This window comes from Geodermatophilus sp. SMS 5-13 (assembly GCF_059428245.1).
In genome coordinates this window covers 3,472,810-3,495,061 of record NZ_CP165729.1, presented here as the reverse complement: position 1 = coordinate 3,495,061, position 22,252 = coordinate 3,472,810, and the positions used below count along the sequence as shown (strand labels likewise).

Here is a 22,252-nt window from a genome sequence, read left to right as displayed (position 1 = left end):
GGCGCCGAAAGTCCCCTCAGGATTCGATGGGGAGGCCGGTGTAGTTCTCCGCGAGCTCGCGGGCGGCCGCCTCCGAGGCGCACACCCGCTGCAGCTGGGAGAGCTGCAGCTGCGCGTCGAAGTCGTCGCCGGAGCGGTGCAGCATCGAGGTCATGAACCAGGAGAAGTGGGTGCACCGCCACACCCGCTCCAGCGCCCGGTCGGAGTAGACGTCGACCAGGTCGGACTGCTTCTCGTGCAGCAGCCGCACCAGCGCGGTGGCCAGCCGGGTGACGTCGGCGACGGCGAGGTTGAGCCCCTTCGCGCCGGTCGGCGGCACGATGTGCGCGGCATCGCCGGCGAGGAACAGCCGGCCGCGGCGCATCGGCGCGCTGACGAACGAGCGCATCGGCAGGATCGACTTGTCGGTGACCGGCCCGCGGTTGACCGACCAGCCCTCGTGCGCGAACCGGGTGTCGAGGGCGTCCCAGATCCGCTCGTCCGACCAGTCCTCGATCCGCTCGCTCGGGTCGACCTGCAGGTACAGCCGCGACACGTGCGGCGAGCGCATCGAGTAGAGCGCGAAGCCCTCCGGGTGCCACGAGTAGATGAGCTCGTCGGTGGCCGGGGCGGCGTCGGCCAGGATGCCGAGCCAGGCGTAGGGGTAGGTGCGCTCCCACACCTGCCCCCGCCCGCCCGCGGTGACGACCGGCCGCGAGACGCCGTGGAAGCCGTCGGTGCCGGCGATCACGTCGCACTCGAGCACCTGCGCGGTGCCGTCGGCATCGGTGAAGCGGATCCGCGGGCTGTCGGTGTCGACGTCCTCGGGTGTCACGTCGGAGACCTCGAACAGCAGCGGCGGGCCGCCGTCCAGCTGCGCCTTGATGAGGTCCTTGACCACCTCGGTCTGGCCGTAGACCCACACGGTGCGCCCGCACAGCTCCTTGAAGTCGAGCGCGAACCGGGTGCCGGGGTACTGCAGGTAGATGCCGCGGTGCTCCAGCCCCTCGCGCTGCAGCCGGTCGCCCACCCCGGCGGCGATCAGCGTGTCGACGGAGTGCTGCTCGAGGATGCCGGCGCGGATCCGGCCCTCGACGTACTCGCGGGACCGGTTCTCCAGCACGACGGAGTCGATGCCCTGGAGCGCCAGCAACCGCGACAGCAGCAGGCCGGCCGGGCCGGCGCCGATGATCCCCACCTGAGTTCGCACGGGGCGAGTGTGACGCCCGCTACGCCGGCACGGCGAGCGGGCGCTTCCGTTCAGCGGAAAGCGCCCGCCCGCGCCAGCTCCCGCCCGATGCCGCGCGCGGCGACCTCCAGCACCGGCACGAGCCGGGCGACGTCCCGCCGGTGGGAGGGGACGACGATGCCGAGCGCCCCCGCGACGACGGTGCTCCCGGTGCGCTCGACCGGGATGGGGACGGCGACCGACAGCGTGCCGAGCGACATCTCCTCCGCGGTGCGCGCGAACCCGCGCCGCCGGATCCCGCCGATCTCGCGGCGCAGCCGGCCGGGGTCGACCACCGTGTGCCGGGTCTCGCGGGTGAGCGAGCGCAGCACCTCCTCGGCGACCTCGTCGGGCGCGGCGGCCAGCAGCACCTTGCCGACGCCGGTGGCGTGCAGCGGCAGCCGGCTGCCCGCCTGGCTGACCACCGGCACGGACTCGCGGCCGGAGATGCGCTCCACGTACAGCGCGCGCGTCCCCTCGCGGACGGCGAGGTGCACCGTGTCGCGGGTGGCGGTGTGCACGTCCAGCAGGAACGGCGCGGCCACCTGGCGCAGCTCCAGCTGCACGGGGGCGAGCAGGCCGAGGTCCCAGAGCTTGCGGCCGATCTCGTAGCGGCCGTCGGGCCGCCGGGTCAGCGCACCCCAGGCGGTGAGCTCGGCCAGCAGGCGGTGGACCGTCGTCAGCGGCATGCCGGAGCGCTCGGAGATCTCCGACAGCGACAGCCGCGGGGCGCCCGGGTCGAAGGCGTCGAGCACCGCGAGCGCCCGGGAGGTGACCGACCGCCCGGGGGTGCTGCTGCGTCCCGGCAAGGCGCCCTCCCTCCTTCCGTCCATCGGAAGCCTCGGCTTGGGCAGCGTACGGCCGGGACGTACCTTTCCGGCTATGACCGGGACCACATCCGAGCGCGGGCTGATCCTGCCGCGCTACCTGCGCGAGCCCGCCGAGCGGCGCACGCCCGTCGGTTTCCCCGACTACCGGAGCACGGCGCTGCGCGCGCCGCTGCGGACGCCGGTCGACCTGCCGCACCGGCTCACCGAGGTCACCGGCCCGGTGCTCGGCGAGGACCGGGTCGTCACGCACGACGCCGACCTGACGCTGCGCAACGGCGGCGAGGCGCTGGGCCAGCGGATCCTCGTCTACGGGCGGGTGCTCGACAGCGACGGCCGCCCGGTGCCCGACGCGCTGGTCGAGGTGTGGCAGGCCAACGCGGCCGGCCGGTACCGGCACGTCGTCGACAACTGGCCGGCGCCGCTCGACCCGCACTTCGACGGGCTCGGCCGCGTGGTCACCGACAGCCTGGGCCGCTACGAGTTCCTCACCGTCAAGCCCGGCGCCTACCCGTGGGGCAACCACCACAACGCCTGGCGCCCGGCGCACATCCACTTCAGCCTGTTCGGCCGGGCCTTCACCCAGCGCCTGGTCACCCAGATGTACTTCCCGGACGACCCGCTGTTCGGCCAGGACCCGATCTACAACTCGATCCCGCCCTCGGCGCGGCAGCGGGCGATCAGCCGCTACGACCTCGAGCGGACCCAGGACAACTGGGCGCTGGCCTTCCAGTGGGACATCGTGCTGCGCGGCAGCGAGCAGACCCCCTTCGAGACCCAGGACGACGGAGACGTGGCGTGACCGTGAACCCCCTCGACGTCCCGCCGGACCCGGCCACGCCGTTCCAGCCTCGATCGGGGCAGCGCGGCACCGGCTTCCTCACCGAGCCGTTCCGCCTGGGCCTCACCCCGAGCGCGACGGTCGGCCCGTACCTCGCCATCGGGCTCACCTGGCCCGACGGCGTCTGGGCCGCGGCCGAGGGCACCGAGGGCGGCATCTGGATCCGCGGGCAGGTCTTCGACGGCGCGGGCGAGGTCATCCCCGACGCCATGATCGAGACCTGGCAGGCCGACCCGGACGGCGGCTTCCCGTCGGCCGAGGACCCCCGCGGGGCGTCGTCCTACCCCGGTTTCCGCGGCTACGCCCGCGCCCAGACGCTCACCGGCGAGTTCGAGGTCTTCACGCTCAAGCCCGGCCGGCTGCCGGACGGCGAGGGCGGCCTGCAGGCACCGCACATCGACGTCTCGGTGTTCGCCCGGGGCCTGCTCGACCGCGTGGTCACCCGGATCTACTTCTCCGACGAGGCCGCGGCCAACGCCGAGGACGCCGTCCTGCGCACGGTGCCCGAGGACCGCCGGTCGACGCTGCTCGCGGAGCGGACCGGTGACGGCTACCGCTTCGACGTCCACCTGCAGGGAGACGACGAGACCGTGTTCTTCGCGGTCTGACCGGCTCCGGTAGGAAGGTGCCGTGAGCGGACTCTGGGACGGCACCTTCGCCCGCGGGAAAGCGGCGGCCGCCGTCTCCGACGACGCGTGGTTCCGCGCGCTGCTGGCGGTGGAGGCCGCCCTGGCCCGCGCCGCCGCGCGGACCGGGCTGGTCCCGACGACGGCGGCCGACGCGGTCACCGCCGCCTGCGCCGACCCGTCGCGGCTCGACCTCGCGACGGTGGCGGCGCGGGCCGCGGACGCCGGCAACCCGGTGCCGCCGCTGGTGAAGGCGCTGCAGGCCGCGGTGGGGGACCGCGACGCGGTCGCCGTGCACGTGGGCGCCACCAGCCAGGACGTCGTCGACACCGCGCTGCTGCTGCTGGCCCGCGAGGCGATCGGGGCGATCGACGCCGACCTGGCCGCGGCCGCCGAGGGCGCCGCCCGGATCGCGGCCGAGCACCGGGACGCCGTCGTCATGGGCCGCACGCTGATGCAGCAGGCGCTGCCCACGACGGTCGGCCTCAAGGCGGCCGGGTGGCTGGCCGGGCTGGACGGCGCCCGGCTGCGGCTGGCCGAGGTCGTCGCGTCGCTGCCGGTGCAGTACGGTGGCGCCGTCGGCACGCTGGCCGCGAGCAAGGGCTCCGGCCGCGACGTCCGCGCGGCGCTGGCCGACGAACTGGGCCTGGTCGGCACCGCCGCGCCCTGGTTCACCGTCCGGCTGCCGATCGCCGACCTCGCCGGGGCGCTGGGCGCGGCGGCGGGCGTCCTCGCCACGGTCGCCGTCGACGTCGTCCTGCTCGCGCAGACCGAGGTCGCCGAGGCCGCGGAGGTCGCCGAGGGCCGGGGCGGCTCGTCGGCGATGCCGCACAAGGCGAACCCGGTCGCCGCGATCTCCGCCCGCGCCTGCGCCCGCCGCGCCCCCGGCCTGGTGGCCACCCTGCTCGGCGCGATGGAGCAGGAGCACGAGCGGGCCGCGGGTGCCTGGCACAGCGAGTGGCCGACGCTGACCGCGCTGCTCACCACCGTGGGGTCCGCCGCCTCCTGGCTGGCCGAGAGCCTCGCCGTCCTCCGGATCGACGCCGACCGCATGGCCGCCACGGTCGCGGCCGCCGCCGAGCCCGCGCTCGCCCAGCGGGCCACCGAGGCGCTCGCCGAGTCGCTGGGCCGGGCCGCCGCGCACGAGGCGGTCGCCGAGGCGGCCCGCGGGGCGCGGGAGAGCGGGCTGCCGCTCGCCGCCGTCCTCGCCGAGCGGACCGACCTGGACCGGTCGCTGCTCGAGGCGGCCGGCCCCGACGTGGGCGAGGCCGGCGCGCAGACCGACGCCGTCCTGGCCGAACACCGCAGCCTGACCGAAGGAGAGAGATGAGCGTCGTCGAGCTCGCGCACACCGTGGACGGGCCGGAGGACGCGCCCGTCGTCGTCCTGTCCAACTCGCTGGGCGCGGACCGTGGCATGTGGGATCCGCAGGTGCCCGCGCTGGCCGAGCGGTACCGGGTGGTCACCTACGACACCCGCGCGCACGGCGCCTCGCCGGCGCCGGAAGGGCCGTACACGCTCGACGACCTCGTCGACGACCTGGTCGCGCTGCTGGACCGCCTCGGCGTCGAGCGCGCGCACCTCGCCGGGGTCTCGCTCGGCGGGATGACCGGCCTGCGGCTGGCCGCGCGGGAACCGGCACGGGTGGACCGGCTCGCCGTGATGTTCACGTCGGCGAAGACCGATCCGCAGGGCTTCCTCGACCGGGCGCGCGCCGTCCGCGAGGGCGGTACCGCGCCGATCGCGTCGACCGTGGTGAGCCGCTGGCTGACCCCGGGGTATGCCGCCGAGCACCCCGAGCTCGTGGCGAAGCTGGAGCGGATGGTCGCGGACGCCGACGACGCGGGCTACGCGGCCTGCTGCGAGGTGGTCGCCCACCTGGACCTGCGCGCGGACCTCACCCGGATCACCGCGCCCACGCTGGTCGTCTCCGGCGCCGACGACCCCGCGCTGCCGCCGGAGCACCAGCGGGCGATCGCCGACGGGATCCCGGGCGCGGAGCTGCTCACCGTGAGCCCGGCCGCCCACCTGGGCAACCTGGAGCGGACGCTCGAGGTCACCGGCGCGCTGCTGGCCCACTTCGACGGGAGCGCCCGATGACCACCGACGACGACCGTCGCGAGAACGGCATGCACACGCGGCGGGAAGTGCTCGGCGACGCCTGGGTCGACCGCGCCGTCGCGAACACGACGCCGTTCACCGCGGACTTCCAGGACTTCATCACCCGGACGGCGTGGGGCGACCTCTGGCAGCGGCCGGGGCTGGCCCGGCGCGACCGCAGCCTGCTGACCCTGGCGATCACCATCGCCCTGCGGCACTGGGACGAGTTCGCGCTGCACGTGCGCGCGGCGAAGAACAACGGCCTCACCGACGAGGAGATCGCCGAGGTGCTCCAGCACGCCGCGATCTACGCCGGCGTCCCGGCGGCCAACCACGCCTTCAAGGTGGCCGCGCCGATCCTCGAGGAGCTGCGGCAGGCATGAGCCGGGCGGCCGGCACCCGGCTCCTGCTGGCCGCCGTGCTGCTGGCCGGGTTCAACCTGCGCGGCGCGATCGCCGCGGTCGGCCCGGTCCTGCCCGAGCTCCGCGCCGACCTCGGACTCTCCCCGACGGTCGCCGGGCTGCTCACCACCCTGCCGGTGCTCTGCTTCGCCGCGCTGGCGCCGGCCGCCGCCGGTCTCGGCCGCCGGCTCGGGGCCGAGCGGGCGGTGCTGGCCGGGCTCGTCCTGCTCACCGCGGCCATCGCCGTGCGGGTGCTCGACGGCGCCGTCGTCCTGCTCGCCGGCACCGTGCTGATCGGCGCCGCGATGACGGTCGGCAACGTGCTGCTGCCGCCGGTGGTCAAGGGTGAGTTCGGCCCGCGGGCCGGCACGGTGACCGGGCTCTACACGACCATGCTCGCCGCGGGGGCCGCCGCGACCGCCGCGCTCACCGCCCCGGTGGCCGCGGTGTGGGGCTGGCGCGCCGGGCTGGCCTGCTGGGCGGTGCCCGCTCTGGTCGCGGCCGTCGTGTGGGCGCGGGCGACCCGGCCGGGCGGCCCGGACGCCCCCGCGCCGCCGGCGCCGGGAACCGGCGTGCGGGTGTGGCGCTCCCGCCTGGCATGGGCGGTGAGCGTGCTCCTGGCCGTGCAGTCGGCGCTGTACTACGCCGTGACCGCGTGGCTGCCGAGCCTGCTGCTCGACGAGGTCGGCAGCGCGCACGCCGGGGTGGCCGCCGCGACCACCTTCCAGCTGGTCGGCATCGCCGGCACGCTCGTCGTCCCCCTGGTGGTGCGCCGGTGGGCCGGGCAGCGGGTGCTGGCCGTCGCGGTGGCCGCCACCTGGGCCGTGCTGGTGGCCGGGCTGCTGGCCGCGCCGGCGGCCTGGCCGGTGTGGGCCGCCGTGGGCGGGCTCGCCCAGGGGGCCGGCGTCGCGATGGCGTACACGCTGGTCGTGCTGCGCAGCGCCGACGAGGACCAGGCGCGCCGGCTCTCGGGCATGGCCCAGGTGGTGGGCTTCACCGGGGGCGCGGCCGGTCCGCTGGCCGTCGGCGCCCTGTTCGCCGTCACCGCCGGGTGGGTGCTGCCGCTGGTGCTGCTCCTCGCGCTGACCGCGGGGTACGCCGCCGTCGGGCTGGTCGCCGGCCGGGCGGGCACACTGGCAGAACCCCTTCCGCCCCACGGAAGTCCCGTACGCGCGCACCGGTGACGGCAGTCACGCTCGGTGCCGACGCCGTCCTGAGGAGGAGCACCGATGACCTCGATCGTCCGGAACCAGTGGTACGTGGCCGCCTACGGCCGCGAGGTCGGCCGGGAGCTGTTCAGCCGCACCATCTGCGGCGAGTCGATCCTGTTCTGGCGGACCGAGGCCGGCGAGGTCACGGCGATGAGCGACCGCTGCGTGCACCGGCGCTTCCCGCTCTCGCAGTCGCCCAGCCACCTGGTCGGCGACACCGTCGTCTGCGGCTACCACGGCTTCACCTACGGCGTGGACGGCGTCTGCGTCGCCGTGCCCGGCCAGACCCGCGTCCCGCGCACCGCGCGGCTGAAGGCCTACCCGGTGGTGGAGCAGGACAGCTTCGTGTGGGTGTTCATCGGGGACGCCGACAAGGCGGAGAGCACCCGCATCCCGCGCGCGCCGTGGCTGGACCAGGAGGGGTGGACGACGGTCTCGGGCATGGAGCCGCTCGCCGCGCGGGCCAGCCTGCTGGTCGACAACCTGCTCGACCTCTCGCACGAGACCTACCTGCACGGCGGCTACATCGGGACGCCGGAGGTCGCCGAGACCCCGATCACCACCGAGGTCGACGAGGACGCCGGCATCATCTACGTCTCCCGGCACATGGCCGACGCCGCGTGCCCGCCCTTCTACGCGAAGAGCACCGGCATCACCGGGCGGATCACCCGCTGGCAGGACATCGAGTTCACCCCGCCCTGCCTGTACAAGCTGCACAGCCGGATCGCCCCGGTCGGCGTCCTGCCCCACGACGACGGCACCGACCCCGACGCCTTCCACGTCGAGGTCGTCTACGCGATCACGCCGGAGACCGAGCACTCGACGCACGACTTCTGGGCCGTCGCCCGCGACTTCGCCCTCGACGACGAGTCGGTGTCGGACTTCCTGCGGGAGAACAACCGCACCGTCGTCCTGCAGGACGTCACCGCGCTCGACGTGCTCGAGCAGGTGATCGCGGGCGAGCCGGACGGCTACCAGGAGCTGTCGATCAACATCGACACCGGCGGCCTCGCCGCCCGCCGCATGATCGCCAAGCTCGCCGAGCAGGCGCAGCCGGCGCGGGTCGAGGCGGTCCGGTGAGCGTGCCGCCGCCCAACGAGGTGCTCGCCGGCGACAAGGTGCTGCGGGTCAACTGGCTGCCCGGCTCCGACCGGCTGCGCGGCCGCTGCCACTGCGGGATGGAGACCGAGGCGGAGGACCCGGTGGTCATGTGGGAGTGGCTGCTCGCCCACCCCGACCACCCGTCCGGCGGCGACGAGCCGACCCCGCCGGCCGAGCTGCCGCCGCCGCCCGCCCACGTCGTCACCGATCCCGCGCGCATCCGCGACCGCGCGCCGGTGCTCGTCTAGCCGGGATGCCGACCGCCGACGAGGTCGACCTGACCCTGCGCGTCGAGCGCCGCACGACCGGCGCGGAGGGCGTCGTCGTCCTGGACCTGCGCGACCCGGCCGGGACCGACCTGCCCGAGTGGTCGCCCGGCGCGCACGTCGACCTGGACCTGCCCGGCGGGCTGGTCCGCCAGTACTCGCTGTGCGGCGACCCCGCCGACCGCTCGGTGTGGCGGATCGGCGTGCTGCGCGAGCCGCAGAGCCGCGGCGGGTCGGCCCTCGTGCACGAGTCGCTGGCCGAGGGCGACGAGGTGGCGGTGCGCGGGCCGCGGAACCACTTCGCGCTGGTGCCCGCCTCGACCTACGTCTTCGTGGCCGGCGGCATCGGCATCACGCCGATCCTGCCGATGATCACGGCGGCCGAGAAGGCGGGCGCCGAGTGGGAGCTGCACTACGGCGGGCGCAGCCGCCGGTCGATGGCGTTCCTCGAGTCGCTGGAGGAGGTGACCGGCAACCGGGTCACCCTGCACCCGCAGGACGAGGTGGGGCTGATCGACCTCGACCGGATCCTCGGGCAGCCGCGACCGGGCACGCTGGTCTACTGCTGCGGGCCCGAGCCGCTGCTGGGAGCGGTCGAGCAGCGCTGCGCCGCGTGGCCGGCGGGCTCGCTGCACGTCGAGCGGTTCGCGCCCAAGGACGTCGGCGAGCCGGTGCTGACCGGGGCGTTCGAGGTGGAGCTCGCGCTCTCCGGTCGAACGCTGACCGTGCCGCCGGAGAAGTCGGTGCTGCAGGTGGTGGGCGAGGCCGGAATCGAGGTGCTGTCCTCGTGCCAGGAGGGGACGTGCGGGACGTGCGAGACGGCGGTGCTGGCGGGCGAGGTCGACCACCGGGACTCGCTGCTGACGCCGGACGAGCAGGCGGCGAACGACACGATGTTCATCTGCGTCTCCCGGGCGGCGTGCCCGAAGCTGGTGCTCGAGCTCTGAGCCCCTCGCGGACGGCGGGCGGCAAGCTGCTCGCCGTCCTGGGGTCGTTCACCCGCGAGCGGCCGGCGCTGTCGCTCTCCGACCTCGCCCGGGCCGCCGAGGTGCCGCTGTCGACCGCGCACCGGCTGGTGGGGGAGCTGTGCGCGTGGGGTGCGCTGGAGCGCGACGACGACGGCCGCTACCGCGTCGGGCTGCGCGTCTGGGAGCTCGGCGCGCTCGCGCCCCGGGGGCTGGGCCTGCGGGAGGCGGCGCTGCCGTTCATGGAGGACCTCTACGAGGTCACCCACGAGAACGTGCAGCTCGCCGTCCGGGACGACACGGAGGTCGTCTACGTCGAGCGGTTCGCCGGCCGGGACGCCGTGACCGTCTACACCCGCGTGGGCGGCCGGTTCGCGCTGCCGCCGACCGGCGTGGGGCTGGTGCTGCTGGCGCACGCGCCGCTGGAGGTGCAGGAGCGGGTGCTCGCCGGCCCGCTGCAGCGGCACACCCCGTACACGATCACCGACCCGCGGCAGCTGCGCCGCGTGCTGGCCGAGGTCCGCCGCACCGGCGTGGCGGTCAGCGACCGGCAGGTCACCACCGACGCCGTCTCGGTGGCGGCGCCGATCGAGCAGCGGGGCACGGTGGTCGCGGCGCTGTCCATCGTCGTCCACGGCAGCTCGCCGGCCGCCGTCCGCCCGTTCACCCCGGGCGTGCGGGCCGCCGCCCGCGGCATCTCCCGCGTGCTCTCCCGCGGCGGCTGAGGGCTTTTTCGGGCTAAAGTCCCCGGGCCGCGGGCCAGAGCGCGAGCAGCGTGCGCAGGCCGGTGACCAGGGCCAGCGGCTGGTCGAGCATCGGGTGGTGGCCGGCGTCGGGCAGGTCCACGACCGGCAGGTGCTCGGGCACCAGCCGGCCCATCTCGGCGGCCATCTCCGGGCTGACCAGCCCGTGCTCGCAGCGGAACAGCGCCACCGGGCAGGTGATCTTCGGCAGCAGGTCGCGCAGCAGCAGCCGGCGGCCGAAGAAGCTCGGGTCGAACTTCCACGTCCAGCCGCCCTCGACCTGGTGCAGCGACTCCCGCGCCACGTGCCGGCCGACGTAGGGGAGGACGACGTCCTGCGGCGGCAGGGTGCGGAACCGGCCGACCGCCTCCTCGAGGTCGGGGTACACCCGGCGCGGCCGCCGCTGCTCGGCCAGCCGAGCCTCCTCCGGCGGCTGGTCGTTGAGCGGCGAGTCGATGTAGGCCACCGCGGCGACGGCCTCCCCGTGCTCGACGCCGACCGTCACCGCGACCCAGCCGCCCATGCTGTGCCCGACCACCACGGGCCGGTACAGCGCCTCGGCCTCGCAGACCGTGACGACCTCGCGGGCCCACTGCCGCATGTCGTAGATCTCGCGGCGCCCGCTGTCGCCGTGCCCCGACAGGTCGACCGCCACGACGCGGTGTGACGAGAGCAGCGGCCCGATGTGGTCCCACCAGCCCGAGTGCGCCGCGCCGCCGTGGATGAGCACCAGCCCGGGCGCGCCCGGCCGGCCCCAGACGCGGTAGTGCACGCGGGTGCCGTCGACCTCGACGTCTCGGCGCTCGGGCGCCGCCGCGAGGGCGCGCGCGAACCACGCGGGCGCGTCGGTGCCGGGCTGCTCGGTCATGGTCGGTCCTCCTGGATGCGGGGTTCCGGTCGATCTTCTCCCGGCGCCGTCGGGGTGCTGCGCCCGGCTAGCCTGCCGCGCATGGACGACGCGGCGGCCGAGCGCTGGCTGCGCGATCACCGCGGGGGCGCCGAGTCGGCGGACGCGCTCGCCTTCTTCGACCGGCGCCCTCCGCTGGACGCCGCCGCCATGACCGGCCGGTGGCGGGGGACCGGCCTGCCGACGGGTCATCCGTTCGACGGGCTGCTGGAGGCGCACGGCTGGTACGGCAAGCACGTCGTCGACGCCGAGACGGTGCACCCGCTGCTGTTCCGGGACGGCGCCGGCGAGCCCCGCCCGATCGACCCCGCGTACCTCCCGCTGGGGCTGCTGCGCCGGTTCCCGTGGGTGGCCCGCACCCCGGTCGCGCGGCTCGGCTTCGCCGGGGTGAAGCCGCTGCGCCGCACCGCCGCGCCCGCCGCGCGGCTGCGCATGCTCGAGCACCGCGGGGTCGTCTCCGCCGCTGTGGTCTACGACCGGCTGCCGGTCATCGACGTCTTCCGGCGGGTGGCCGCGGGCACGCTGCTCGGGCTGATGGACATGCGCGACGTCGACCGGCCGTTCTTCTTCGTCCTGGAGCGCGACGAGCCCTAACGGTGCCGCGGCGAGCGGCCGGAGCCCGGGGCCGCCTCGGCGGCCAGCAGCGGCAGCGTCCGCCACGGCACCAGCACCGACAGCGCGATGACGCTGGTCGAGCGGACGACGTTGGGGGAGCGGCCGAGCTCGACCAGCACCTGCTGCAGCTCCTCGTGTGAGCGGGCGGCCACCCGGCACAGCACGTCGCCGCTGCCCGTGGTCGCGTGCGCCTCGAGCACCCCGGGGATCGCCTCGAGGTCGGCCCGGACGGCGTCCAGCGCGCCCTGCGCGATCTCCAGGGTGACGAACGCCTGGACGCCGAACCCGGCGGCGGCGACGTCGACGTCCGGGCCGTGGCCCGTGACGACCCCGGCCCGCTCCAGCCGTTCCAGCCGGGCGGTGACCGTGCCGCGGGCGACCCCGGTGCGGCGGGCGAGCTCCAGATCACCCGCCCGCGGGTGCTCGCGCAGCGCCGTCAGGAGTGCGACGTCGAGGGTGTCCACAGCTGAGCAGTCTGCACAGGAGAACTCCGATAACGCTAGCCCGGCCGGTCAGGATCAGCAGTCCGCGACCTACCGCTTGCGCAGGCCCCACCGCAGGTGTGCCCTGGGCCACGGACCACCCGTGCGCCGGAGGAGGGGCGATGAGCCTGGACCAGATGCTGAACGACGAGGAGCGGCTGGCCGGTCTCGACCTGCGCCAGCTCGAGCAGCTGGTCGGCCTGGTCGAGCACGACGAGTCGACCGACCCGTTCCCGGTGTCCGGCTGGGACGCGCTCGTGTGGGTCGTCGGCAACGCCGTCCAGACCGCGCACTTCTTCCAGTCCGCGTTCGGCATGGAGCTCGTGGCGTACTCCGGGCCGGAGACCGGCAACCGCGACTGCCACGCCTACGTCCTCAGCTCGGGGGCCGCGCGCTTCGTCGTCCAGGGCGCCTACGACCCGGCCAGCCCGCTGGCCGACCACCACCGCGCGCACGGAGACGGCATCGTCGACATCGCGCTCACCGTGCCCGACGTCGACCGCTGCATCGCGCACGCCCGGCGGCAGGGCGCCACGATCGTCGAGGAGCCGCACGACGTCACCGACGAGCACGGCACCGTCCGGCGGGCCTCGATCGCCGCCTACGGCGACACCGTCCACTCCCTGGTCGACCGCTCCCGCTATGCCGGTCCCTATCTGCCCGGCTATGTCGAGAAGCGCTCCACGTTCGTGAAGCGGGACGGCGCCCCGCGGCGGCTGTTCCAGGCCGTCGACCACGTCGTCGGCAACGTGGAGCTCGGCGCCATGGACGCCTGGGTCGACTTCTACAACCGCGTCATGGGCTTCACGAACATGGCCGAGTTCATCGGCGACGACATCGCCACCGACTACTCGGCGCTGATGAGCAAGGTGGTCGCCAACGGCAACCACCGGGTGAAGTTCCCGCTCAACGAGCCGGCGCCGGGCAAGAAGAAGTCGCAGATCGACGAGTACCTGGAGTTCTACGGCGGCCCCGGCGCGCAGCACGTCGCGCTGGCGACCAACGACATCCTCGGCACCGTCGACGCCATGCGGGCCGAGGGGATCGAGTTCCTCGCCACCCCGGACTCCTACTACGAGGACCCGGAGCTGCGGGCCCGCATCGGCAGCGTCCGCGCGCCGATCGAGGAGCTGCAGAAGCGCGGCATCCTGGTCGACCGCGACGAGGGCGGCTACCTGCTGCAGATCTTCACCAAGCCCACCGGTGACCGGCCGACCGTCTTCTTCGAGCTGATCGAGCGGCACGGCTCGCTCGGGTTCGGCAAGGGCAACTTCAAGGCGCTGTTCGAGGCGATCGAGCGCGAGCAGGCGCGCCGCGGCAACTTCTGACGGCCACAATGGCCATTTTGGCCCTTCCGGCTACCGCCAGGTGAGCACCCGCACGGTCGTGCCGGCCGGCGAGGAGCGCAGCTGCACGAGGTCGCAGAGCTGGTTGACCAGGTAGATGCCGCGGCCGCCGTAGTCGGCGGTGTCCGGCCGCAACCGGCCGGTCAGCGGCTCGGTCACGTGGCCGGCGTCGGTGAACTCCAGGACGGCGGCGTCGTCGTCCACCCACATGGCCACGCCGCCCCCGCCCCCGCCGTGGCGGATGCCGTTGGCGGCCAGCTCGGAGGCCGCCAGCTCGAGGGCCTCCACCTGCTCCGCGGACAACCCGCACGAGCGCGCCCACGAGCGCACCGTCCGCCGGACGGCGGGGAGGTCGCCGGCCCGGTAGTCGCCCCGCAGGACGGCGCCCGACGGCGGCGGCAGCGGCGCGCCGAAGGCGACCTGGTCCGCCTCGTCGGTGATCCCGGCGCAGGGATGGGTGACCCGCGCGCCCGCGCACACCTCGGCCGGCAGCCGCGCCTCGTCGTAGGGGCACACCAGCCGCCACGCCGGGCCGTCGGCGAACGCGCGGTTGAGCAGCCGCTCGTGCAACCCCGCCTCGACCAGCTCGGCCGGGCGGCGGCCGACGAAGGCCGGCTCGCCGACCCCGCGCAGGGGCCGGCCCTCGGCTCCGGCGCGGGCGAGGGCGTCGGCCCAGACGTCGATGATCCGCGCCGGGTTGTTGCCGATCACGGCCATGTCGAGCCACGTCACCGCGGCCGCGCCCGCGCCGAGGCTGCCGCGGAGCAGTTCCAGCCGCGGGCGCGGCTCGGCGACCACCACCGCCTCGCCGCGGGCCAGCCCCTCGCTGACGAATCCGCCGATGCCGGCCACGAACTGCGCGTCGTCCCGATAGAAGAAGCCGTCGTGCGCGAAGCCCGTCGCGGGCTCCCCGGTGGAAACGCTCACGCGACCGGCTCCCGGAACGAGACGTCGGCGCACTCGTCGAAGCGCAGGATCCGCCACATCCACTGGAACAACCGCGAGGTGCCGACGAGCTCCAGCCGGACCGACCGGTCCCGGAGGTGGCGGGCCCAGCCGGCCAGTGTGCGGCACGCGGCCACGTCGACGAACTCGACGCGGCTGAGGTCGAGGGTCACCACCGGCCGGTCGACGGGCGTGCCGGTGAGCACCCGGTGGAGGCGGTCGGCGCCGAAGCTGTCCAGCGCGCCCGCGACCGCGAGGGTGCCGCCGTCGAACCAGACGCGGAACGGCGGCTCGCCGTCGGCGGCGCGCACCAGGGGGTGCACCGCGGCGCCGTCGGCGAGCGCCTCGGCGCCGAGGTCGTTGCGGTATGCGCAGAGGGCGACCATCCCCGCGCCGGAGTCGATGTACTCGTCAGCCATGTGCTCCCACCTGACCAGGTCGGGACGGCGCTCGGGGTCGGCGGCCAGGCCGCTCACGTCGGCGACCACGCGCAGGCCGCGGTAGCCGTCCTCGATGGACGAGCGGGTCGCGGCGTCGTAGAACGCGAACTGCTCGTCGGGGGCGAACGCGCCGGAGCTCGCATAGCCGGCGCGGACGTCGAGCACCCGCAGAACGCCCCGGGCGCGCAGATCCTCGAGGTCGGCCAGCGGACCGGCGGTCGTGCGCAGGTCCGTCCCGTCGCCCTCGCCGATCCACAGCAGCCGTTCGCCGCGGGTCACGCCCTCCTCGAGGTAGCGGCGGGCCACCTCGGCGAAGTCGTCGGCGTCCTCGTAGATCCAGCAGACGTGGTCGGCGCGCGCCGCCGTCGTGGGGTCGGTGAGGAGTCCTTCGGCGCGCACGGTGTTGACGGTAGGAGCCTCCGACGCGGAAAGACAGTCGAGGCGGAAAGACAGCCCCCGCGCGGGCGATCAGGACTGCGTCGTCCCGTAGCGCAGCCCGTCCACGAGCAGGTCGAGCAGCCGCCCCGCGCGGTCCCGCTCCCCGGCCGCGAGCGAGATCCCGGACAGGCCGGCGAGCACGTCCGCGGGGTCGGCGTCCGGCCGGAGGGTGCCCGCGTCGGCGCCCGCGCGCAGCAGCAGGCCCAGCGCCTCGGTCATCCGGTCCCGGCTGTGCGCGAACGGGTTGCCGCCCGAGGCGATGACCGCCTTCAGGGCGTCGGCCATCCCGCGCTTGGTGGTCATGTAGTCGACGAAGCGGTCCATCCAGGCGCGCAGCGCGGCGGCCGGGGGCTCGGTCTCCAGCAGCTCGCCGGCGGCGTCGCAGAGCCGGGCCAGCTCGTTGCGGTAAGCGGCCTCGACCAGGGCCTCGCGGGTGGGGAAGTGGCGGTACAGGGTGCCGATGCCCACGCCGGCCTCGCGGGCGATCGCCTCGAGGGTGACGTCCTCGCCGGCCGCGAAGGTGTGCGCGGCCACCTCGAGCAGCCGGTCGCGGTTGCGCTGCGCGTCCGCGCGCAGGGCGCGGCCGCCGGATGCCGGCACGGTGCACCTCCTCGTCGTCGGGGCTGCCAAGTCGTCGGGGTTGCCAAGTCGTCGGGGTTGCCAAGCGGAGGCTGCTCCGGATAACCTACCGCACGTACCGGAGGCGCCTCCGGTCAGATCCTACGGGGCTTTCCCACCCATTCTCGTCGTGGTCGCCCGCAGCGCCTGCGTCCGCTCGTCCACCCGTAGAGGGGACATCCGCATGACCGTCGTACCCCGTCTCTCCACCCCGTTCGACGCCCGCACCACCGCCGCCGAGGTCCTCGCGGACGTCGACCTCACCGGCCGGCGCGCCATCGTGACCGGCGGCGCCTCCGGCATCGGCGTCGAGACCGCCCGCGCGCTCGCCGGCGCGGGGGCCGAGGTCACCCTCGCCGTCCGCGACCGGGCCGCCGGCGAGCGGGTGGCCCGCGACATCACCGACTCCACCGGCAACCCGTGGCTGCGGGTGCTGCCGCTCGACCTGGCCGAGCCGCGCTCCATCCGCACGTTCCTCGACATCTGGGACGGGCCGCTGCACATGCTGGTGAACAACGCCGGCGTCATGGCGCCGCCGCTGCGCCGCACCCGGCAGGGCTGGGAGCTGCAGTTCGCCACCAACCACCTCGGCCACTTCGCGCTGGCCACCGGCCTGCACCCTGCCATGGCCGGGGCCGACGGCGCCCGCGTGGTCTCGGTCAGCTCCAGCGCGCACCTGTGCTCGGGCGTGGTCCTCGACGACCTGCACTTCCGCAACCGCCCGTACGACCCGTGGCTGGCCTACGGGCAGTCCAAGACCGCCAACGTGCTGTTCGCCGTCGAGGCGCAGCGCCGCTGGGCCGACCACGGCATCGCCGTCAACGCCCTGCACCCCGGCGGCATCCGCACCAACCTGCAGCGGCACGTGACCGAGGACGAGCTCGTCCGGCTGCGTGCCGCCACGGGCAGCGCGGCTCCGGCATGGAAGACGCCGGAGCAGGGCGCCGCGACGTCGGTGCTGCTCGCCGCCTCGCCGCTGGTCGAGGGGGTCGGCGGCCGCTACTTCGAGGACTGCGCCGAGGCCCAGCCGCACCGCGAGGGCACCCGCACCGGCGTCGCCGCGCACGCGCTGGACCCCGAGGCGGCCGCCCGGCTGTGGACCGTCTCCCAGCAGCTCGTGGCGGGCTGAGTACCGGGCCGATCAGCCCAGCCGCAGTCAGCCCAGCCGCAGCCGGACCACGGGCCGCGCCGGCTGCGGCCGGGCCAGCTCGCTGAACCCGGCGCGCAGGAAGACCGACAGCGGCCCGTGGTACAGCTCGGCGGCGCCCACCCTCGGTCGCTCCGCCAGGTCGACCGGATAGCCCTCGACCTCGTCCGCCCCGCCGCGGCGGGCGAGGTCGACGGCGCCGGCCAGCAGCGCCGACGACAGCCCCGACCCGCGGGCCGAGCGGCGGACGACGAAGCAGGTCACCGCCCACACCGACGGGTCGTCGAGGCCCTCGGAGCCGCGCAGCAGCCGCCCGTTGGTCAGCCGGGTGTAGGTCGGCCGCGGCGCGACCGCCGCCCAGCCGTTCGGCTCGCCGTCGACGTAGCCGAGCACGCCGGGTGGCGGTCCCTCCCGCACCTGCCCGCGGAGCGCCTCCCGGTTGGCCGCGGCGTGCTCCCGGTCGGCCGCGCCGCCGCGGTAGAACCACTGGCACCAGCACCGGCCGGGGTCGCCCGGGCCCTCGAACACCCGGACGACGTCGTCCCAGCGGTCGGCCGTGGCCGGGTGGACCGTCACCTCCGCCATGTCCCCGCACTCTGGCATGCCGCAGAGCCTCTGACCCGCTAGCCGCGGCGCACGTGCCGGCGGAGCACCCGGCGGACCGCGCGGCGCTGCTGCTCGGCGAGCCGAGGCGGTGCCCACGCCGGCTCGGGTGGGGAGACGGCGGTGGCCAGCTCCACCCGCAGGCGGTCGACCGCGTCGAGGAGGGCCCCGTGCTGGCTCCAGGCGGCCGGGTCGACCCGCGAGTCGGCCACGAGGGCCGCGGCCAGCTCGTGCCGGCGTCGGTCGAGGGTCGCGAGATGGCCGTCCACCGAGCCGCGGCCCGACTCGCGGGTGCCGGGCTCGGCGGTGAGGCGGGCGCTGTCGCGGAGGAGTTCCGCAACGGCGGCCAGCCCGTCCGCGAGCGCCGTCCGGACCGGCGGCGACCAGGCGTGCGCGGCGTCCTCCTCGGCGACGAAGAAGGTGCGGTCGAGGAGGGCGCGGGTGAGCTGGCGCAGCGCCACCTGCGCGTGCTCCAGCGCGGTGAGCGTGCCGCGCAGCCGCGGCTGGGCCTCGCGGGCCGGCCGGCCGCGAGGGTTGAGCCGGGCGCTCTGCTCGGTGCGGGCCAGCCGGCGGTCGGCGCGGGCAACCTCGCTGCCCAGCGCGCGGGCGCGGTCGAGCCGCGCCTCGGCGACCCCGCGCGACCAGCTCCCGCGCAGCGCGTCGGCGAGGTCGGCGCACGCGCGGGCCATCCGCTCGGCGAGCTCGGCGATCGCGTCGCTGGCCGGCCGGATGTACAACGGCGGGGCGATGGCCAGGTTGACCAGCACGCCGACCGCCGCGCCGATCAGCGTCTCGACGACCCGGTCGAGCGCCGCGCTCTCGGCCCCGCCCACCGCGAGCACCAGCATCGCGCTGATCGGGACCTCGAGCAGGTGCGGGCCCAGCCGCAGCAGCCGGCCGGCCACCAGGGAGACGCCGACGACGAGGCCGAGGCTCCACCAGGTGAGCCCCGTGACGCTGGCGAACACCACCGCGAGCAGCACCCCGGCCACCACGCTGACGATCCGTTCCCAGCCGTGCGCCAGCGTCTCGTACAGGGTCAGCTGGACGACGAGCAGGGCGGTCAGCGGAGCGAGGACCGGTGACGGGCTCGTGTGCAGTCCCTGGGCCACGGCGAAGGCGAGCACGCAGGCCAGCACCGTCTTGCCGGTGCGCAGCCCCGGGACCCGCTGCCACTCCACCAGGTCGCGGAGGCCGGTCCGGAGCCGGTCCGCCACCGTGTCGAGGAGGGCCACGGGCCCCAGTCTGCCGACGCCGGACGGCTCAGCCTGCGGCCAGGTCCGCCAGCGGCACGTCGGGGTCGGCCAGCCGGTCGAGGTCCACCGCCCGGCCGGAGCGGATGAGGTCGCCGATCGGGCCGGTGACGTCCCAGACGTTGACGTTCATGCCGGCCAGCACCCGGCCCTCCGCCGTCCAGAAGGCGACGAACTCGCGGGTGGCGAGGTCGCCGCGGACGACGACCCGGTCGTACCCGCCGGGTTCGACCCAGCCGGTGTACTCCATGCCCAGGTCGTACTGGTCGCTGAAGAAGTAGGGCAGCCGCTCGTAGCTGGCCTCCTTGCCCAGCATCGCCTTCGCCGCGATCGCCGGCTGGTTGAGCGCGTTGGCCCAGTGCTCGACGCGGATGTGCCGGCCGTAGCGGGGGTGGAAGGCGTTGGCGACGTCCCCGGCGGCGAACACGGCGGGGTCCTCGGTGCGCAGCGAGGCGTCGACGACGACGCCGTCGTCCACGGTCAGCCCGGCCTTCTGGGCGAGTTCGACGTCGGGCGCCACGCCGACCCCGGCGAGGAAGACGTCGCCCTCGACGGCCGCGCCGTCCTCGAGCACGAGCGCGCCGGCTCGGGCCGAGGCGATGCGGGCGCCGAGGCGCAGGTCGACGCCGTTGTCGGTGTGCAGGTCGGCGAACACCTGCCCCATCTCCGGGCCGAGCACGCGCAGCAGCGGCAGGTCGGCGTACTCGAGGACGACGACGTCCGCCCCGGCGGCGCGCGCGGCGGCCGCGGCCTCCAGCCCGATCCACCCGGCGCCGACGACGACCACGCGGGTGCCGCTGGTGAATGAGGCCTTCAGCCGGTCGCTGTCCTCGATCGTGCGCAGGTACTGCGGCCGCAGCTCGTCGGCGCCGGGCACCGACAGCGGCCGCGGGACCGCGCCGGTGGCCAGCAGCAGCCGGTCGTACGGCAGGTCCTCCCCGGCGTCGAGCTGCACCCGGGCGGCGTCCCGGTCGACCCCGGTCGCCCGGGTGCCCAGCCGCAGGGTCACGTCGTTGTCCCCGTACCAGGCCTCCGGGTGCACGAAGGCCGACTCCAGCGGGTCCTTGCCCATCAGGTAGCCCTTGGACAGCGGCGGGCGCTCGTAGGGCGGGTGCGACTCGGCGCCGACCAGGGTGATCGGGCCGTCGTGGCCCTCCTCCCGCAGCGCGGTCACCGCCCGTGCCCCGGCCAGCGCGGCCCCCACGACGACGACGTTCATCTCGGCCCTCCGGTGGTCAGCGACAGGAACTCGGCTCGTGACCGCGGATCCTCCCGCAGCAACCCCTGGAGTGCGGAGGTGATCGTCGTGGTCCCGGGAGCCTGCACGCCGCGCAGCGTCATGCACATGTGCTCGGCCTCGATCACCACGCCGACCCCGCGCGGCCGCAGCTGCGAGGTGAGCCAGCCGGCGACCTGCGTGGTCAGCCGCTCCTGCACCTGCGGACGGCGGGCGAACAGCTCGACGACGCGGGCCAGCTTCGACAGCCCGACGATCCGCTCACCCGGCAGGTAGCCGACGTACGCCACCCCCCGGAACGGCAGCATGTGGTGCTCGCACACCGACTGCACGGGGATGCCGCGGGCGAGGACGAGCTCGTCGTAGCCCTCGTCGTTCGGGAACGTGGTGAGGTCGAAGGACCGCGGCGTGAGCATCTCGGCGTAGGCCGTGGCCATCCGGCGCGGGGTCTCGGCGAGCCCCGGCGCGCTCGTGTCGACCCCGAGCGCGGCGAGGAAGGCCTCTGCCGCTACCTCGGCGGCGACGGCGTCGGGCAGGTCGCGCTCGTCGACGACCCGCAGCCGGGCGCCCATGGCGTCGTCCAGGGGTGCCGGGGAGGTCATGAGCGGGCGGCGGCGGAGCCGGGGCGGGCCCAGGCGAGGCGGGCGAGGGCGACCGCGCCGAACAGCAGCCCGAGGTCGCGCAGCGCGATGTCGGCGTGACCGCCGAGCAGCAGCAGGTCGACGATGATCCCGGCCAGCCAGAGCGCGACGACCGGAGCGCCGATCCGGGGCGCGACCGCGACCACCAGGCCGGCGAGGATCTCGATGACCCCCACGGCGAGCATCGCCTGGTGGGCGGAGCCCGGCACCAGGTCGTCGATCTGCGGGGCCAGGTAGGCCGACCAGTCGGTGAGGACGTCGGTGAACTTGTCCACGCCGAACAGGATCGGCAGCACGGTGAAGCCGGCGCGCAGCAGGAAGAAGACCTGCGAGGCGGCCGCCTCGAACCGGGCGGGGGAGTGCGGTGTGGTGGACCTGTCGAGCAGTGTCATGGCGATCTCCGGTCTAAAGGACGGTAGCGTGGACGTTAGAACACGTGGCACTCTTACGGCAAGAGGTCTGTCTCTTAGAAACGGAGGGCCGTGATGGACGACGACTTCGCGGCCGTCGGCGCGCTGGCCGACCCGGCGCGGCGGGCGCTCTACCGCTTCGTGGCCGCCGCCGACGACGCGGTCAGCCGCGACCAGGCCGCCGAGGGCGTGGGCCTGCCCCGGCACACGGTGAAGTTCCACCTCGACCGCCTGGTCGACGACGGGCTTCTGGAGACCGAGTACCGGCGGCTGTCCGGGCGCCGCGGCCCGGGCGCCGGCCGCCCGGCGAAGCTCTACCGGCGCTCGGCGCGGCAGATCGACGTCTCGCTGCCGGAGCGGCACTACGACCTGGCCGGGCGGATCCTCGCCGGCGCCGTCGACACCGCGGCCGAGGGCGCCGTCCCCGTGCTGGAAGCGGTCGGCGAGGCCGCGGCGGCGGAGGGACGGCGGCTGGCCGGCTCACCGTGCACGCTGGTCGACGTCCTGGCCGGGCTGGGCTTCGAGCCCCGCACCGCCGGCGACCGCGTCGTCCTCGGGAACTGCCCGTTCCACGCCCTCGCGTCCACGCACACCGCCCTCGTCTGCGGCATGAACCTCGACATGCTCACCGCGCTGCTCGAGGAGCGCGGCGAGCCGGGGGTGCGGGCAGCCCTCGACCCGGCGCCGGGCCGCTGCTGCGTCGTCCTCTCGCGGGGTGACTAGACGGCGGAAGACGAAGACACGCTCAGCGCCCTCTCGGCCGGGCGCTCGGCGTGTGGTGATCTCGCCCGCGCCACGCACCCTGGAACCGAAGATCACCTCGGGTCGGGCGTCGCCTCCGGCCGCGGGAGCCAACGCTCCACCCGAGGTGATCATGCGGCG

Annotated in this window: 25 protein-coding genes and 1 pseudogene; 14 read left to right on the top strand and 12 right to left on the bottom strand. The window is 75.2% G+C overall.

The genetic code is table 11. The features are described 5' to 3' along the window. Window positions 1-16 precede the first annotated feature (16 nt). Window positions 17-1,189 (bottom strand): 4-hydroxybenzoate 3-monooxygenase, encoded by a 1,173-nt coding sequence (locus AB3388_RS16895; protein ID WP_495406464.1) that lies wholly within the window; start codon window positions 1,187-1,189, stop codon window positions 17-19. A 50-nt stretch (window positions 1,190-1,239) separates the two neighbouring features. After that, on the bottom strand, window positions 1,240-2,016 hold the full coding sequence (locus AB3388_RS16890) for an IclR family transcriptional regulator (protein ID WP_495406463.1): 777 nt from the start codon (window positions 2,014-2,016) through the stop codon (window positions 1,240-1,242). A gap of 73 nt (window positions 2,017-2,089) precedes the next feature. Here AB3388_RS16890 and pcaH point away from each other — a divergent pair, with 73 nt between their 5' ends. The 10 genes and pseudogenes from pcaH (at window position 2,090) to AB3388_RS16840 (ending at window position 10,270) form a co-directional block, all read left to right on the top strand. Further along, the gene (gene pcaH / locus AB3388_RS16885) at window positions 2,090-2,836 is read left to right on the top strand and encodes a protocatechuate 3,4-dioxygenase subunit beta (protein WP_495406462.1); all 747 of its coding nucleotides are present in this window, start codon (window positions 2,090-2,092) and stop codon (window positions 2,834-2,836) included. Beyond that, on the top strand, window positions 2,833-3,483 hold the full coding sequence (gene pcaG, locus AB3388_RS16880; protein ID WP_495406461.1) for a protocatechuate 3,4-dioxygenase subunit alpha: 651 nt from the start codon (window positions 2,833-2,835) through the stop codon (window positions 3,481-3,483). The genes pcaH and pcaG overlap by 4 nt, the downstream gene beginning before the upstream one ends. A gap of 22 nt (window positions 3,484-3,505) precedes the next feature. Then, on the top strand, window positions 3,506-4,831 hold the full coding sequence (gene pcaB / locus AB3388_RS16875; RefSeq protein ID WP_495406460.1) for a 3-carboxy-cis,cis-muconate cycloisomerase: 1,326 nt from the start codon (window positions 3,506-3,508) through the stop codon (window positions 4,829-4,831). After that, window positions 4,828-5,601: a 3-oxoadipate enol-lactonase gene (gene pcaD / locus AB3388_RS16870; protein ID WP_495406459.1), complete on the top strand. Its 774-nt coding sequence runs from the start codon at window positions 4,828-4,830 to the stop codon at window positions 5,599-5,601. Before pcaB ends, pcaD begins: the two co-directional genes overlap by 4 nt. Then, window positions 5,598-5,984: a 4-carboxymuconolactone decarboxylase gene (gene pcaC / locus AB3388_RS16865; protein WP_495406458.1), complete on the top strand. Its 387-nt coding sequence runs from the start codon at window positions 5,598-5,600 to the stop codon at window positions 5,982-5,984. The genes pcaD and pcaC overlap by 4 nt, the downstream gene beginning before the upstream one ends. Beyond that, a complete protein-coding gene (locus tag AB3388_RS16860; protein ID WP_495406457.1) occupies window positions 5,981-7,186 on the top strand; it encodes an MFS transporter in 1,206 nt (401 codons plus the stop codon). The genes pcaC and AB3388_RS16860 overlap by 4 nt, the downstream gene beginning before the upstream one ends. A gap of 45 nt (window positions 7,187-7,231) precedes the next feature. Further along, entirely contained in the window at window positions 7,232-8,293 is a 1,062-nt protein-coding gene (locus tag AB3388_RS16855) for a Rieske 2Fe-2S domain-containing protein (RefSeq protein ID WP_495406456.1), read from the top strand. Continuing rightward, window positions 8,290-8,562 (top strand): hypothetical protein, encoded by a 273-nt coding sequence (locus AB3388_RS16850; RefSeq protein WP_495406455.1) that lies wholly within the window; start codon window positions 8,290-8,292, stop codon window positions 8,560-8,562. The genes AB3388_RS16855 and AB3388_RS16850 overlap by 4 nt, the downstream gene beginning before the upstream one ends. Before the next feature lie 62 nt (window positions 8,563-8,624). Beyond that, window positions 8,625-9,527 (top strand): annotated as a pseudogene (locus tag AB3388_RS16845) (PDR/VanB family oxidoreductase); the annotation flags it as partial. Further along, the gene (locus AB3388_RS16840) at window positions 9,500-10,270 is read left to right on the top strand and encodes an IclR family transcriptional regulator (protein ID WP_495406454.1); all 771 of its coding nucleotides are present in this window, start codon (window positions 9,500-9,502) and stop codon (window positions 10,268-10,270) included. The pseudogene AB3388_RS16845 and the gene AB3388_RS16840, both read left to right, overlap by 28 nt. A 13-nt stretch (window positions 10,271-10,283) precedes the next feature. On the opposite strand, the gene AB3388_RS16835 is transcribed toward AB3388_RS16840, so the two are convergent. Beyond that, entirely contained in the window at window positions 10,284-11,156 is an 873-nt protein-coding gene (locus tag AB3388_RS16835; protein ID WP_495406453.1) for an alpha/beta fold hydrolase, read from the bottom strand. An 81-nt stretch (window positions 11,157-11,237) separates the two neighbouring features. On the opposite strand from AB3388_RS16835, the gene AB3388_RS16830 reads away from it, so the two are divergent. Then, window positions 11,238-11,789 (top strand): DUF4334 domain-containing protein, encoded by a 552-nt coding sequence (locus tag AB3388_RS16830; protein WP_495406452.1) that lies wholly within the window; start codon window positions 11,238-11,240, stop codon window positions 11,787-11,789. On the opposite strand, the gene AB3388_RS16825 is transcribed toward AB3388_RS16830, so the two are convergent. Next, window positions 11,786-12,274 carry an Lrp/AsnC family transcriptional regulator gene (locus AB3388_RS16825; protein ID WP_495406451.1) on the bottom strand — a complete coding sequence of 163 codons (489 nt, stop codon included), beginning with the start codon at window positions 12,272-12,274 and terminating at the stop codon, window positions 11,786-11,788. The genes AB3388_RS16830 and AB3388_RS16825 overlap by 4 nt on opposite strands. Before the next feature lie 140 nt (window positions 12,275-12,414). Here AB3388_RS16825 and hppD point away from each other — a divergent pair, with 140 nt between their 5' ends. Beyond that, window positions 12,415-13,620, top strand: a complete 1,206-nt coding sequence (gene hppD / locus AB3388_RS16820) for a 4-hydroxyphenylpyruvate dioxygenase (RefSeq protein ID WP_495406450.1) — start codon at window positions 12,415-12,417, stop codon at window positions 13,618-13,620. A 30-nt stretch (window positions 13,621-13,650) separates the two neighbouring features. On the opposite strand, the gene AB3388_RS16815 is transcribed toward hppD, so the two are convergent. From AB3388_RS16815 to AB3388_RS16805, 3 genes are all read right to left on the bottom strand, one after another. Next, on the bottom strand, window positions 13,651-14,565 hold the full coding sequence (locus AB3388_RS16815) for an anti-sigma factor RsbA family regulatory protein (protein ID WP_495406449.1): 915 nt from the start codon (window positions 14,563-14,565) through the stop codon (window positions 13,651-13,653). Beyond that, a complete protein-coding gene (locus AB3388_RS16810; protein WP_495406448.1) occupies window positions 14,562-15,422 on the bottom strand; it encodes an MEDS domain-containing protein in 861 nt (286 codons plus the stop codon). The genes AB3388_RS16815 and AB3388_RS16810 overlap by 4 nt, the downstream gene beginning before the upstream one ends. A gap of 69 nt (window positions 15,423-15,491) precedes the next feature. Next, window positions 15,492-16,061 carry a TetR/AcrR family transcriptional regulator gene (locus AB3388_RS16805; RefSeq protein WP_495406447.1) on the bottom strand — a complete coding sequence of 190 codons (570 nt, stop codon included), beginning with the start codon at window positions 16,059-16,061 and terminating at the stop codon, window positions 15,492-15,494. A gap of 202 nt (window positions 16,062-16,263) precedes the next feature. On the opposite strand from AB3388_RS16805, the gene AB3388_RS16800 reads away from it, so the two are divergent. Next, complete coding sequence (locus tag AB3388_RS16800; RefSeq protein ID WP_495406446.1) at window positions 16,264-17,208, top strand: SDR family NAD(P)-dependent oxidoreductase; 945 nt, start codon at window positions 16,264-16,266, stop codon at window positions 17,206-17,208. A gap of 27 nt (window positions 17,209-17,235) precedes the next feature. On the opposite strand, the gene AB3388_RS16795 is transcribed toward AB3388_RS16800, so the two are convergent. Genes AB3388_RS16795 through AB3388_RS16775 form a run of 5 tightly spaced genes read right to left on the bottom strand, consistent with a single transcriptional unit; the run spans window position 17,236 to window position 21,352 of the window. Continuing rightward, window positions 17,236-17,811 (bottom strand): GNAT family N-acetyltransferase, encoded by a 576-nt coding sequence (locus AB3388_RS16795; protein WP_495406445.1) that lies wholly within the window; start codon window positions 17,809-17,811, stop codon window positions 17,236-17,238. Window positions 17,812-17,849: 38 nt separating this feature from the next. Continuing rightward, a complete protein-coding gene (locus tag AB3388_RS16790; RefSeq protein WP_495406444.1) occupies window positions 17,850-19,064 on the bottom strand; it encodes an FUSC family protein in 1,215 nt (404 codons plus the stop codon). Window positions 19,065-19,092: 28 nt separating this feature from the next. Further along, a complete protein-coding gene (locus AB3388_RS16785; RefSeq protein ID WP_495406443.1) occupies window positions 19,093-20,301 on the bottom strand; it encodes an NAD(P)/FAD-dependent oxidoreductase in 1,209 nt (402 codons plus the stop codon). Then, window positions 20,298-20,921: a GTP cyclohydrolase I FolE gene (gene folE, locus AB3388_RS16780; protein WP_495406442.1), complete on the bottom strand. Its 624-nt coding sequence runs from the start codon at window positions 20,919-20,921 to the stop codon at window positions 20,298-20,300. Before folE ends, AB3388_RS16785 begins: the two co-directional genes overlap by 4 nt. After that, on the bottom strand, window positions 20,918-21,352 hold the full coding sequence (locus AB3388_RS16775; protein WP_495406441.1) for a hypothetical protein: 435 nt from the start codon (window positions 21,350-21,352) through the stop codon (window positions 20,918-20,920). The genes folE and AB3388_RS16775 overlap by 4 nt, the downstream gene beginning before the upstream one ends. A gap of 93 nt (window positions 21,353-21,445) precedes the next feature. On the opposite strand from AB3388_RS16775, the gene AB3388_RS16770 reads away from it, so the two are divergent. Further along, a complete protein-coding gene (locus tag AB3388_RS16770; protein WP_495406440.1) occupies window positions 21,446-22,093 on the top strand; it encodes a helix-turn-helix transcriptional regulator in 648 nt (215 codons plus the stop codon). The last annotated feature ends 159 nt before the right edge of the window (window positions 22,094-22,252 follow it).

Excerpts from the sequence above, each read along its gene's own strand:
- pcaH (WP_495406462.1), top strand. The coding sequence starts at position 2,090 with ATGACCGGGACCACATCCGAGCGCGGGCTGATCCTGCCGCGCTACCTG.
- pcaD (WP_495406459.1), top strand. The coding sequence starts at position 4,828 with ATGAGCGTCGTCGAGCTCGCGCACACCGTGGACGGGCCGGAGGACGCG.
- pcaC (WP_495406458.1), top strand. The coding sequence starts at position 5,598 with ATGACCACCGACGACGACCGTCGCGAGAACGGCATGCACACGCGGCGG.
- AB3388_RS16860 (WP_495406457.1), top strand. The coding sequence starts at position 5,981 with ATGAGCCGGGCGGCCGGCACCCGGCTCCTGCTGGCCGCCGTGCTGCTG.
- AB3388_RS16855 (WP_495406456.1), top strand. The coding sequence starts at position 7,232 with ATGACCTCGATCGTCCGGAACCAGTGGTACGTGGCCGCCTACGGCCGC.
- AB3388_RS16835 (WP_495406453.1), bottom strand. The coding sequence starts at position 11,156 with ATGACCGAGCAGCCCGGCACCGACGCGCCCGCGTGGTTCGCGCGCGCC.
- AB3388_RS16830 (WP_495406452.1), top strand. The coding sequence starts at position 11,238 with ATGGACGACGCGGCGGCCGAGCGCTGGCTGCGCGATCACCGCGGGGGC.
- hppD (WP_495406450.1), top strand. The coding sequence starts at position 12,415 with ATGAGCCTGGACCAGATGCTGAACGACGAGGAGCGGCTGGCCGGTCTC.
- AB3388_RS16800 (WP_495406446.1), top strand. The coding sequence starts at position 16,264 with ATGACCGTCGTACCCCGTCTCTCCACCCCGTTCGACGCCCGCACCACC.
- AB3388_RS16795 (WP_495406445.1), bottom strand. The coding sequence starts at position 17,811 with ATGGCGGAGGTGACGGTCCACCCGGCCACGGCCGACCGCTGGGACGAC.
- AB3388_RS16785 (WP_495406443.1), bottom strand. The coding sequence starts at position 20,301 with ATGAACGTCGTCGTCGTGGGGGCCGCGCTGGCCGGGGCACGGGCGGTG.
- folE (WP_495406442.1), bottom strand. The coding sequence starts at position 20,921 with ATGACCTCCCCGGCACCCCTGGACGACGCCATGGGCGCCCGGCTGCGG.
- AB3388_RS16775 (WP_495406441.1), bottom strand. The coding sequence starts at position 21,352 with ATGACACTGCTCGACAGGTCCACCACACCGCACTCCCCCGCCCGGTTC.
- AB3388_RS16770 (WP_495406440.1), top strand. The coding sequence starts at position 21,446 with ATGGACGACGACTTCGCGGCCGTCGGCGCGCTGGCCGACCCGGCGCGG.